The sequence below is a fragment of the Sporichthyaceae bacterium genome (assembly GCA_036493475.1).
Taxonomy (GTDB): domain Bacteria; phylum Actinomycetota; class Actinomycetes; order Sporichthyales; family Sporichthyaceae; genus DASQPJ01.
Genome location: DASXPS010000025.1, coordinates 49,246 through 60,528, shown reverse-complemented (window position 1 = coordinate 60,528; position 11,283 = coordinate 49,246). Strand labels below are relative to the sequence as shown.

The 11,283-nt window shown below is 68.2% G+C and carries 9 protein-coding genes; 4 read left to right on the top strand and 5 right to left on the bottom strand.

Annotated features, from left to right (window positions below):
* A partial coding sequence (locus VGJ14_03300) for a hypothetical protein (GenBank protein ID HEY2831427.1) occupies window positions 1-673 on the top strand: 673 nt, incomplete at its 5' end.
* Here the strand turns inward: VGJ14_03300 and VGJ14_03295 are convergent.
* Window positions 595-3,111: a hypothetical protein gene (locus VGJ14_03295; protein ID HEY2831426.1), complete on the bottom strand. Its 2,517-nt coding sequence runs from the start codon at window positions 3,109-3,111 to the stop codon at window positions 595-597. The genes VGJ14_03300 and VGJ14_03295 overlap by 79 nt on opposite strands.
* A gap of 289 nt (window positions 3,112-3,400) precedes the next feature.
* Between VGJ14_03295 and VGJ14_03290 the strand changes: the two genes are divergently transcribed.
* From VGJ14_03290 to VGJ14_03280, 3 genes are all read left to right on the top strand, one after another.
* The gene (locus tag VGJ14_03290; protein ID HEY2831425.1) at window positions 3,401-4,150 is read left to right on the top strand and encodes a hypothetical protein; all 750 of its coding nucleotides are present in this window, start codon (window positions 3,401-3,403) and stop codon (window positions 4,148-4,150) included.
* Between the two features lie 25 nt (window positions 4,151-4,175).
* On the top strand, window positions 4,176-4,778 hold the full coding sequence (locus tag VGJ14_03285) for a DUF1906 domain-containing protein (protein HEY2831424.1): 603 nt from the start codon (window positions 4,176-4,178) through the stop codon (window positions 4,776-4,778).
* 178 nt (window positions 4,779-4,956) lie between these two features.
* A complete protein-coding gene (locus VGJ14_03280) occupies window positions 4,957-6,042 on the top strand; it encodes a trypsin-like serine protease (GenBank protein ID HEY2831423.1) in 1,086 nt (361 codons plus the stop codon).
* A gap of 244 nt (window positions 6,043-6,286) precedes the next feature.
* On the opposite strand, the gene VGJ14_03275 is transcribed toward VGJ14_03280, so the two are convergent.
* From VGJ14_03275 to VGJ14_03260, 4 genes are read right to left on the bottom strand one after another with little or no spacing between them, the layout of a single operon-like run.
* Window positions 6,287-7,390, bottom strand: coding sequence for a phosphotransferase (locus tag VGJ14_03275; protein HEY2831422.1), 1,104 nt, complete (start codon window positions 7,388-7,390; stop codon window positions 6,287-6,289).
* 35 nt (window positions 7,391-7,425) lie between these two features.
* Window positions 7,426-8,202 (bottom strand): SDR family NAD(P)-dependent oxidoreductase, encoded by a 777-nt coding sequence (locus VGJ14_03270; GenBank protein ID HEY2831421.1) that lies wholly within the window; start codon window positions 8,200-8,202, stop codon window positions 7,426-7,428.
* Window positions 8,203-8,230: 28 nt separating this feature from the next.
* Window positions 8,231-10,486, bottom strand: coding sequence for a molybdopterin-dependent oxidoreductase (locus tag VGJ14_03265; protein HEY2831420.1), 2,256 nt, complete (start codon window positions 10,484-10,486; stop codon window positions 8,231-8,233).
* The gene (locus tag VGJ14_03260) at window positions 10,483-11,259 is read right to left on the bottom strand and encodes an SDR family oxidoreductase (protein ID HEY2831419.1); all 777 of its coding nucleotides are present in this window, start codon (window positions 11,257-11,259) and stop codon (window positions 10,483-10,485) included. The genes VGJ14_03265 and VGJ14_03260 overlap by 4 nt, the downstream gene beginning before the upstream one ends.
* Window positions 11,260-11,283: the final 24 nt, after the last annotated feature.

Below are 11,283 nucleotides of genomic sequence, written 5' to 3'. Positions count from 1 at the left end.
GGCCACCCTCAACGAGATCCGCGAGGTCCACCAGCGGGCGGGCCGCGACGTCGTCTTCCAGATCGAGGCACCGGTGGAGCAGGTCTTCGTCGCGAGGATGCCACCGCCGCTGCGCCCACTGATGGCCATGCTCATGGCCGGCGGAATCACCGATCTCGTTGCCCGTGCCCCCGCCGGAGCACGATTCGGAATCCACCTCTGCGTGGGCGACATGAACCACAAGTCGCTGATCCGGATGACCGACGCGGGACCCATCGTGCGCCTGGCCAACGCCATCGCCCGCCGATGGCCCACCGCCGTATCGCCGCTGGAGTACATCCATGTGCCGTTCAGCGCCGCCGGTGTTGCGCCCCCCTCGGACGCCGGCTGGTACCGCGCGCTGAACAAACTCCAGCTTCCCGACCACGTGCGCCTCGTTGCCGGGTTCGCCCACCCCGGGCAGGCACTGAACGAACAGCGAGCCATCCGCGACCGCATCGAACGTCTCAGCCGTCGGACCGTCGACATCTCCACCACCTGCGGCCCGGGCCGTTCCTCCCCCGACGACGCGAAAGCGGCGCTGCACCGCATCGCGGAACTGACTGCCCTGACCGGTCACACGCCCTGCCCCTCGATCTGCTCGATGAGGCGGTGCACGGCGAGCTGGAAGTACCCGGACTCGTCGGCCCAGTAATTCGAGTGCCGTTGCGGCCGGGAGTACGTCGTGTCGCCGGGGGCGCGATCGAAACGCGGCGGGTCGGGGGCGTGCCACTCCCACTCGGTCGGACCGGTCGTCGGTGGATAGCGGATCGGGAACGACGCGTCCGGGGGGCGATCCGGCAGGGCGAGGCGCTGCGGTGGTCCGGCGGTGACCTGGCCGCCGAGGTAGTCGGTGTAGCGCCACAGGTTGATCCACCGCGGCGCCGCCGCGGGATCGATGGGCCGGTCCGGGTCGGCGCCGGTGGTGAGGATTTGCTGAAACCGCTCCAGTTGCGGGGCTCCGAAGTACACCGGGAAGTACCGGCCGTAGAGGCGGCGCAGCACGCAACCAAAGGAAAGAAACGCCACCCGCGGCAACACCCGCACCTGATGGTCACCCGCCCCGGCGTCCTCATCGGCCGCGGTGTCGTACGTGTGCAGCTGCAGAATGGTGGCGGCGCTGATCACGCTGCCCTGGCTGTGCGCGGCCAACACCACCGCGGTGTCCGGGGCAGCCACCCGACGGTGCGTCAGATAGGTGATCAGATCGGGCACCGTGCGCTCGGCATAGCACGGCGCGGCCAGCGGATGGCAGGCCCGCGGCCAGAACGACGCCACATCCCACAGGATCCCCACGCCGCGCCGCGTGGCCGGGACCCGGAATGCGGCCGCGCCGATTGCGACAAGTCCGAGCAGGGTCAGCACCGCCAGATACGCCCCGAGCCCGGAGGCATAGTTGCGTGAGAGCACATCGTTGGCGGAACCGAAGACGCTCGCGCAATGCCGGTCCGGCCGTGCGCAGCGGGGGGACGCCCCGGTGTGAAAGCCCAACCAGGTACCCCAGCCCAGCACGATCACCAAGCCGATGCCCACCAGCGGGCCGAGCAGCCAGGGTGCGGCATCGACCAGCGTGCCCGAGAGCATCGCCCGGCGGATCTGCCGGGAGCGCTTCGCGCCATCCGGCGTTTCGGGCGGCGAGGCGTAGTCGGTCATTGCCCGATCGGCATTGCCGGGCCACAGCCACAGCCTCAGCCCCACGTACCCGATCGCGATGAGCAGCACTGCGGCCAGGGCGAGCATGGCAATCGTGTAGGCGAGCGTGGCCACGGCCACCGTGTTCGGCACCCGGACGAAGGCGTAGATGGTGGTCAGCTCATGGAAGGAAGGTTTCACCGATCCGGTGTGCAGCACCGTCGCGGCGTACACATACGTGCCGGCGGTGAACGCCGCGGCCAGGAACACCCCCAGCGCCGCCAACGCGGGGCAGGCGAAACCGCCCAGGCCCGGCGCCAGCGGCGCGTGTCCACCCGAGGACGGGATCGGCGACCGGGCGCGGCCCGCGATCCCCACCACCGCGATCAACGCGAGGAGCAGGAGGACCGCTGCGGCGGAGTCCGCCAACACGAACGCATCGAAGAACGGCAACCCCTCGCGACGCCCGTCCGCAACCAACCCGAGGTAGGGCGCCCGGACGTGTCGCCGGCCGGCGACCAAGCACCCGGCCGCGGCGACACCCGATCCGGTCAGCACAACCCACACAGTCCAGGAGGCGAAGCGCCACTTCCTCGATGCGCCGTGCCCGGTGAACGACGGCGAGGCGAGCACGACCAATGCGTAGGCGAGGACCACTGCAGACGCGACGGTCAACGACCACATGTCGGTGGGGGCCAGCACGGCAGCGAGAATCGTGGCGAAACCGCACTGCATGTGCACGGCCCGCAGGCGGCGCACCGGGGCCGCGTTGTGCCACATCAGCGGCGAGGGCAACCCCACCTCCAACGCCTTCTCCTGCGGATGACCCTCCGCCGAAATGTGCGGTCGGTAGCCCGCCAGGTTGGCAACGGCTGACTCGTAACGGTTCGCGGTGCGATAGGACACCAGCCACAGCAGCCCCAGGACCGCCATCGGCACGAGCGCGCCCAGCAGCAGCGTGCCCTCCACGGTGATGTCCTGCTGCACGAGCCAGTCCGGCGCGGTCCCTTGGCACACCGTGGTCCCGGCGCACTGCCAGCCGAGCAGGTCTACTCCGACGCCGATCCCGGTGAGGGTGAACAGCACCGTCAGGCTCAACGCCAAGAGCCGGGAGAGGTACCAGATCCACCACACCGTGCGGAATGGCCGGCTGTCGGTCGTCGTGGCCGGGCGGGCCCGGGGCGCGACGTTGAGGAAGGTGAACGGCAACAGCAACAACCACAATGCGCGTCCCGGCGAGCCGGAGGTCAACCCGCCCCAGCAGTACCCCACCAACTCCGGCGCATCGGGTTGTTCCGGCGCGCCCGGTCTCGGTGCCGCGTCGGTGGACTCCGCGGCCAGCCGTGGCACGTAGAACCCGGCGATGCGGTCCCCGGCAACCTGATGGACGAGCGGGCGGTCCAGCAGCGACTGCGGCGGCGTACCCGACACACCGTGCACGCGAAGCTCAACTGCGCTCATGTGAGCCCACCTCGGGGAGGCGACGGGGCGACGTCCGGCCCACCCGGCCGAGACACCCGGGCAAGCTTTGCACCCGGGCCGCGGCCGGGCCACGGAAAGCCCGCACTCCCCGGGCGTCCATGACGATGTCACGGGCGTCGCGATGACTCCCGCCCTTGTTTCCACGTCCTGGCACAGCGCGGCATGCTGCGTGTGCACGCTGGACCGGACCAAAGGCGCGGACCGCAACCGTGGGAAAGTGCGAGCGGGGCACCGGGACTTCTGCGCCAGGACCGGGAGGAGGTGTGCGATGCCCGGGCAGTTCCCCGACCACGGCATCCCGGGCGAGGTAGAGGCCTGCCTGGACGTGGCGGCGGACGAGCCGACGCTGGTCAACAATTATCGCGCGCGTCCGGCAGCGGGCTCGGGACTTGATGTGGTGCACCTCGACGGGGCGGTGCTCAACCTCGCCACGACGCTGCTGTCGACGGTCCTGGTCAAGTGGACGCGCAAGGACGTGCAGGGTCGCGCGGTGAAGGGGTCGCTGCGCCACATCTGCCACCTGAGCCGACTCAACGAACTCGCCACGACCAAGTACGGCCACGGCATCGAGATCATTCAGCCCGCGTTCAACACCGGGGTGGCGGCCTCGGTGGGCACCCACGATTTCGACATGTGCGTCGACCTGCACATCCCCGGGGAGGGGTGGTGGGATCAGCAGCGCTTCTTCCGCGCCAATGGACTGGGGTGCTGGTACCGCCACCCGCCGGCGTTCGGCAACCACATCCACGGCTTCACCCTGCCGCCCCGGGAGGGCCGCGACGTCAACGACGACTTCAAGACGGCCGGCTTCAAAGTGGGCAAGTACGTCGACGGCGGCTGGTCGACCCAGGGCAAGAAGACCACCTCCTCGCAGATCGGCGATTACTACCACCACGCCTTCGGGCTGGCGGGCAAGCACACCCCGAACAGCGACACCTCGTGGTTCCCGCGCGACATCCCGGCCACGATCTTTGACCTGGACGCCTACCTGACAGCGCACCTCAAGGCCATCGTCTGACGGCGAACAACCAGGGAGCGAAGTGATGGTGACTCAGGGGGTCGACTACTCCGCCGGCTACACGGCGGCGGTCCCGGCCGCGCTGATCGCGCACGGCTACGCCTTCGTCATGCGCTACCTCAGCCACCCCGGCAACCCGAAGAACATCTCCTCCGTGGAACTGACCGCCCTGCACGCCGCAGGCCTGGGGGTCGGCATCGTCTTCGAGACCACCGCCGAAAGGGCCCTGCACGGCGAAGCCGGCGGCAAGCAGGACGCGCAGGACGCCCGCGAGCAACTGGCCGCGCTGGGACTGACCCGGGCCGCCGTGTATTTCGCCGTGGATTTCGACCCCACCGCCCACCAGTTGGACACGGTGCTGCACTACATCCGTGGTGCCGCCGGCGTGCTGGGAAAGGAACGCACCGGCGTGTACGGGGGTATCGCGGTCATCGACAAGTGCGCCGCGGCCGATGCGTGCACCTTCTTCTGGCAGACCTCGGCCTGGTCGCACGGGAAGATCAGCCCGGCCGCGCACCTGTACCAACACATCTACGACGAGACCATCGTCGGGGTTCAGGTCGACATCAACGACCTGCTCCACCCGGACGCCGGCATCACCTGGCCCACCGGCAAGCCGACCGGCTGAGCCAAAGGACCCCGATCACGGGGGGCGAAGCGTCCCTACAACGACACCGATGACGCCGGAAACAATCGAATTTCCGACCATGTCGGGCCGCCCGTAAACCCTCGGAAAAACTGCGCCTGCGCATCGAGTCGGCTCCCTACGGTTCACAAAGATCGTTCCGGACCCGGGGGGTACAGCGATGCACCACGTCTCGAAGCGCCGGCGGCTGAGCGCGATCGCACTCGTCGCGGGGATCACCGCCACATCCTGGATACACGCGCCGGCTGCCGGCGCCGTCATCGGTGCGAAAAGCGACACTCCGAACGCCTCATGGGCCGCCCTCATCGAGTACGAACCCAACGGTCACACGCCGCAATCAATCTGCTCCGGCGCACTCGTCGCCCGCACGTGGGTGCTGACCGCAGCACACTGCGTCATCAACTACACCGTGGCCGATCACCAGCTGCACTACACCAAACGCCCGGTGAAGACCTTCGGCATCTACCTCGGATCCAAGGGCGAGGACGGAAGGCAATACCGGGCCACCAGCATCACCGTCGGCAACATCGCCCTGTCCGAGCAGGGCTTCGAACACTTCGACAACGACATCGCCCTGATCCACCTGACCAAGGCAACCTCCCGTGACCCGTTGTGGCTACTGCAGCGACCGGGCCTGGCCACGACCGGACGCACGACCCGCGGCTACGGCTTCGGTGACATCGACGGGACGAACCAGGGCGACGGCGCGCAGACATTGCGTGCGCAGCACGACACCAACCGACTCCTGCTCAACTGCGCGGGCATCTACGGCAGCACACAACCCATCACCGACGGCGTCGCCTGCGCCACACCCAAAGAGATCCTCCCGGTCGCCGGCGGGCTCAATGCGTACTCAGTCCTCACCCACGGTGATTCCGGGGCACCGGTGACCCTCGCCCTGGACAAGGGGAACCGGGTCGCGGCATTCGTTCAGTCCCTGGAGAGAACCGGCGGGCCCACCTACAACCTGCTCAACGTCATCAATGTGGGCGAGACCGTGTTCAACCAAGCCACCGCCGCCTGGATACGCAAGAAAGCCGGAATTCCGCAGGCCCTCCCCGGCCACATCGTCGAGGGCCCCTCCGGCAAGAAGTACCTCGTCGACGACGACGGCATCCTGCGGCCCATCAAATCCCACTCCGTCACCACCTGCCTGCGTGCTCACGGCCGGCCGCTCGATCCGCCGATCAGCAAGCACAAAATCGCCCTCCTGCCCAAATGGACGTCGAAGAAAGCCGCGTGCTGAACTCCACGCGATTTCGAAGTCGCGCGGTGTCGCACAACCCGGTGATTCCCATTTCTGAGGTGTCGTCAGCTCCACGAGGCAATCTACGCCCCGACCCGGGGCACGCCCCGGGGTCGTCCCAGCAAACCCATGACCACCACCCGTGGAGAGAACAAGCAGCCGAAAACGGCGACAGAACCGTTCACCGTCGCCGGAGGCAAGCTGACGAAGATGATGTGCTCGCGACGGCTGGGACGCCGGGCCATCAGGGTAGGAGCGCGAGCAGACCGAGGTCCATGATCGCGGCGCTCGACCGTTCCATCATCGCCGATATCCAGGCCCGCCCGCGGTCGTTGCTCGGGTCGAGGGTGCCGGCGACGACCACGGCGTACTCGAAGCAGTGCAGGGCGGCGAGGCGGTAGTCCTGCCAGCACTGCTCGTCGGAGTAGCCGGGGTCCGCCTGACGCAGCATCGCGGCGTATTCCTGGAGAACACGACGCTCTTCGGCCTGCCGGAGTGTGACATCCACGCTCTGCGTGAGCAGGTACGCGAGGTCGTGCACGGGCTTGGTCACAATCGGGGCTTGGAAGTCCAACATGACGAGCGGGCGGTGATGCTCCGCCGTGGCGAACATCAGGTTGTCCGCACGCAGGTCACCATGCGCGAGTGCCTGGGGTCCCTCGGCCATCTGCGCGTGCAACACGGGTATGCCGGATCGGAACCGATCACCGGCCTTCGCGATCTCCGGCGCGAGGACGTGGTCAAAGGCGGCCATCGCCGTGTCGAATCCGGCTGCGACCCCGGCGCCGAGGCCCTGCACGTACAACGGGCCGTCGCAGGTGGGCCAGGCGGCGTATGCCGGATTGCCGCGGGCTCCCCAGGTCCCGAGGTGCAGCCGCGCGACCCGCTCGACCGCGCGCTCCACGTCGGCGAGGGAGCATCCGGATGCCTGATCCCCCGCCCGATAGTCGCCCAGGTCCTCCAGCAGCAGAGCAAAGGCCCCGGTCACCGGGTCGTGGACGGCCAGATAACAGGCAGGCGCCGCGTCGCCCAAGGTGTGCGCCACCTCGGAGAAGAAGCGCACTTCTCGCTCGTACATCCGGAAACCCTCGGCGACCGCGCGATTGGTCTCGCTCGGGCTGGCGAACTTGAACACCAGGCTGGGGCGATCACCGGGACCGTCCGTGCGCAGGCCCAGGCGCACCAGGCCCGACATCATCCCGACGCCCACCCCCAGTGAAGTGGGGACGAGGCCGGTGACCTCCGCGTCGACGCCCAGCGCTCCGCTCTGCCGCAGGATTCGCGTGAGCCAGGCCGGGTCGAGATCCTCGACAGTGGTGGGAATTCGGTCGATCGCGCCTGGAAACATCCGATGCTCCTCAGTGGGGCCGGTGGGTGACCGGCTCAGTAGCCGGCGGTGCCGCCATCCACGCTCAGGGCCGCGCCGGTGATACCGGAGCCGGCGTCGGAGGCGATGAGCACGGCCATCGCCCCGACCTCCTCGGTCGTGATGAACCGCTTGATTGCGGCATCGTCGGCATAGCCCTGCAGGAACTCCTCCGGGCTCATGTTCTGCAGCGCGGCGGGGCCGGCCGACTGCGCGCGGATCAACGGAGTCATCACCAGCCCGGGGCAGATGGCGTTCACCGTGATGCCGAGCGTGCCGACCTCCTGGGCCAGCGCCTTCGTCAGGCCGATGACGCCGTGCTTCGCCGCCACGTACTGCGCGATCCCGGGGCGACCGTGCTTGCCCTCGACCGAGGAAATGTTGATGATCCGCCCGGAGCGTTGCGGCACCAGATACTTCAGCGCCCGCCGACAGGCCCAGAACGGTGATGTCAGGTTCCACCGGATCGCCTGCTCCCAGGCGCTGTCGGGCAGGTCGGCGACGAGCCCGAACTGCGTCGCCCCGCCGGAGTTGTTGACCAGGATGTCCAGTCGACCGAACACATCGACGGCGCGGTCGATGCACGCTTCGACGGCGGCCTGATCCATCGCGTCGCCGCCGAAGAAGCCGGCTCGGGACTCTCCCCCGAGTTCTGCTACCGCCTTCTCCCCCCGTTCGACGTCGCGCCCGGTAACCAGCACCTTGGCCCCGGCGTCGACGAAGGCACGGGCAATACCGAAGCCGATCCCGCCGGTACCACCGGTGATGACGGCCACCTTCTCGTCCAGGCTCATCGTCAGACCTCCCTCATCGGTTGATTTCTCAGACACGTTGTGCAGATCGAAGCCCCCGCAGCGCCGTACCGTCTTCGACGGCTGCCTCGGCATCGGAGAACGGGTCGACACGTCGCAGGCACACGGGCGTGGAATTGAAGGCCGGAGTCTGGGAGAGCCGATCGATGGCCCGATTGCTGACCACGAGATTCCGGTTCGACCCGTGCACTCCGGGTGGACGCTCGCCGTGTGGGTCGAAGGTGCGACTGCCCCATCCGTGCGGGACACACACGACGCCGCGGCGCACGGCGTCGGAGATCTCGACGGGAACCACGAACGACCCGGTCGCCGAGGCGACTTCGAGCAGATCGCCATTGCGGACGCCGATGGCCTCAGCGTCCGCGTCATGCAGCTCTGCGACGTTGCGGCGGTGGTTTCGGTGCAGGCCGGGGAGATCGTTGAGCCAGGAGTTCATCGACTCGCGGTGGCGACGGTTGATGAGCAGATACGGATATTCGGCCGAGCGCTCCGCCGGTTGCGCCAGGGCGTCGAGGCAGGCCGTAACGAAGGAGGCCGGCGCGAGGTGCACCTGTTGGTCCGGGGTCCGCAACGCTCGGGTGAGGTCGCCGTAGCGACGCTCGCTGTAGCGCAGGCCGTGCTGCGCGGCCAGGATGTCGCGCCAGCGCACTCGCCGCCCGACCAGCACCATGAGTCGGCTGATCCATTCCGGATTGAATTGCAGTCCTGGTCTGCCGATCACTTTCGCCAGCCGACGCAAGGCGCGGATGATGCGGTTCACGCCGGGCTTGCCGAACAGGTTGCGGTCCATCGCGAGCGCGAGATCGGTGAAGAATTCCCATTCGGGCTTGATTCCGGGCAACGGTTGTACGGCTTGGCGTCCGTACTGGACGACCGGTTGTTCCGAGACGCTGCACAGAAATGGGTGCAGTTCGCCACGCTCGAGCCAATGCGTCCCGGGGATGAGCCAGTGCGCGTGGCGGTGACTCTCTCGTTGGACGAGGTCGAACACGACGAGCAGCTCCAGCGTGCTCAGGGCATCGTCCAACGCCGATCCGTCGGGCCCCGACGTGACCGGATTACCGTTCCCGATCAGCAAGGCTCTGATCTGGCCGGGGCCGGCTGTGGTGATCTCGTCGGGCAGCTCGGCGAGGGAGTGCGCGCCTGCGATGGCCGGCAGGTCACGCAACCGCGTCCGGTGCGGGTTTTGCGGGGTGAACAGTGCGGCCACCATGCCGGCGTCGACCACGCCGCGTTCGTGTCGACGACCGCCGGCGGCATCGATGCGCCCGGTCAGGAGGTTCAGCACCTGCCCGAGCCACTCGCCGAGGGTTCCGTGTTCGCTGTGCGCGACGCCGGTGTGGGTCAAGCACATCGCGCGCGGGGCTGCGGCGAACCGTCGGGCCAGGTCCTGGATCACCGGGAGGGGAACATCGCAGCGGCGGGACAGATCCGCCGGGTCGGCCCGGTCGACCAACCGTCGGATCTCCTCCAGCCCGCTCAGCGGCAGCGATGGGTTCGGTCGCTGCAGGGATTCGTCGAGGACGGTCTTGACCAGGCCGAGCAGCAGCGCCCAGTCCGAGCCAGGCGCCGGTGCGATGTGTAGGTCGGCCCGTTGCGCGGTGAAGGAGCGACGCGGGTCCACCACGACGACCTGCGCGCCTTCGCGCTGTCGGGCGAGCATGCGGTGCCAACCCTCTTGGACGCAATCCACCCAGCCGAACTTGCTGACGCCCGGGTCCATGCCGATCAGCAGGAAGAAGTCGCAGCTGTCGATGTCGGGTACCAGGGAGATCAGCTCGCTGCCGTAGAGCGCGCGGGCGACCACGTGCACGTTGTTCTGATCGATCGACCCGACCCAGTAACGGTTCTGGGTGCCGATCGCGTCCAGCAGACCGGTGTAGAACGCCGTGACCCCGAAAGCCATCCCCATCGGGTTGCCGCTGTAGGAACCGACGGCATCCGGGCCGTGGCGATCGATAATCGCGTTCAGTCGATCGGCGATATCCGCGGTGGCCTCCGCCCAGGAGGCCTCGACGTACCGATCGCCGACCCGACGCATCGGTCGACGGATCCGCCGGGGGTGATCGACGGCCTCGTGCGCGGTCTGGCCCTTCCGACAGAAGTCGCGCCACCCCTGCACGTTGTGCCTATCGGGCGCGATGTTCAACACCTTGTTCCGGTCGACGTCGACCGTCGCGTCGATGCCGCACGACGATGCGCAGATGCGGCACACCGTGTGCACGACGGTCTCGTTGCCCATGTCCGGTTCCAGATCCGCGATCACGGGGCCAGGCCACCGCTGACGGTGAAGACCTCGCCGTGACAGTAGGACGCTTCGTCGCTGAGGATCCAGGCGGAGATCGCCGCAACCTCCTCGGGGCACGCGTAGCGTCCCTTGGGGACGATTCCTTCCAGGGCGCTCTTCATCTGCTGGGGGTTCAGTTGCGTCATGGCGCCCATGCGTTCCTCGAGTGAGCGCATCATCCGGGTGTCCACCAGTCCCGGGCACAGCGTGTTGACCCGGATCGGCGCGGTGGCCGTCTCTTTGGCCAGGCAGCGGGCCAGGCCGAGCACGGCGTGCTTGGACGCGACGTAGACGGAGACTCCGGGATCGCCCTTGAGTGCCGAGACACTCGCGGTGAACAGAATTCGGCCGCCGGTCGCTTGGCTGGACATCTGCCGGACGGCGGCGCGCGCGCACAGGAAAGCGCCGAGCACGTTGACGTCGAAGACCTGGCGGTAGTCGACGATGTCGAACTCCGCGACGGGGAGCGCGGCCGACTCGATTCCGGCGTTGATCTGCATCATGTCGACCCGGCCGAACGCGGAAACCGCGCACTCCACGATCCACCGAACGCTGTCCTCATCGGTTACGTCGGCATGCAGGGGCAAGGCCTCGGTGGGGAGTTCGGCGACGACCTTTTCCACCGCGGCGACATCCAGATCGGCCGCGACGACGCGTACGCCCTCGGCGGACAGTCGTGCGCATATCGCGCGCCCGATTCCCCCGGCGGCACCGGTGACGACGGCTGTCGAGCCGGCAAGTCCTGCGAGCATGATGACTCCCTACTGGTTCGGCCG

Coding starts and splice junctions, on each gene's coding strand:
- VGJ14_03270 (HEY2831421.1), bottom strand. CDS start 8,202: ATGAGCCTGGACGAGAAGGTGGCCGTCATCACCGGTGGTACCGGCGGG.
- VGJ14_03285 (HEY2831424.1), top strand. CDS start 4,176: ATGGTGACTCAGGGGGTCGACTACTCCGCCGGCTACACGGCGGCGGTC.
- VGJ14_03275 (HEY2831422.1), bottom strand. CDS start 7,390: ATGTTTCCAGGCGCGATCGACCGAATTCCCACCACTGTCGAGGATCTC.
- VGJ14_03290 (HEY2831425.1), top strand. CDS start 3,401: ATGCCCGGGCAGTTCCCCGACCACGGCATCCCGGGCGAGGTAGAGGCC.
- VGJ14_03280 (HEY2831423.1), top strand. CDS start 4,957: ATGCACCACGTCTCGAAGCGCCGGCGGCTGAGCGCGATCGCACTCGTC.
- VGJ14_03260 (HEY2831419.1), bottom strand. CDS start 11,259: ATGCTCGCAGGACTTGCCGGCTCGACAGCCGTCGTCACCGGTGCCGCC.
- VGJ14_03295 (HEY2831426.1), bottom strand. CDS start 3,111: ATGAGCGCAGTTGAGCTTCGCGTGCACGGTGTGTCGGGTACGCCGCCG.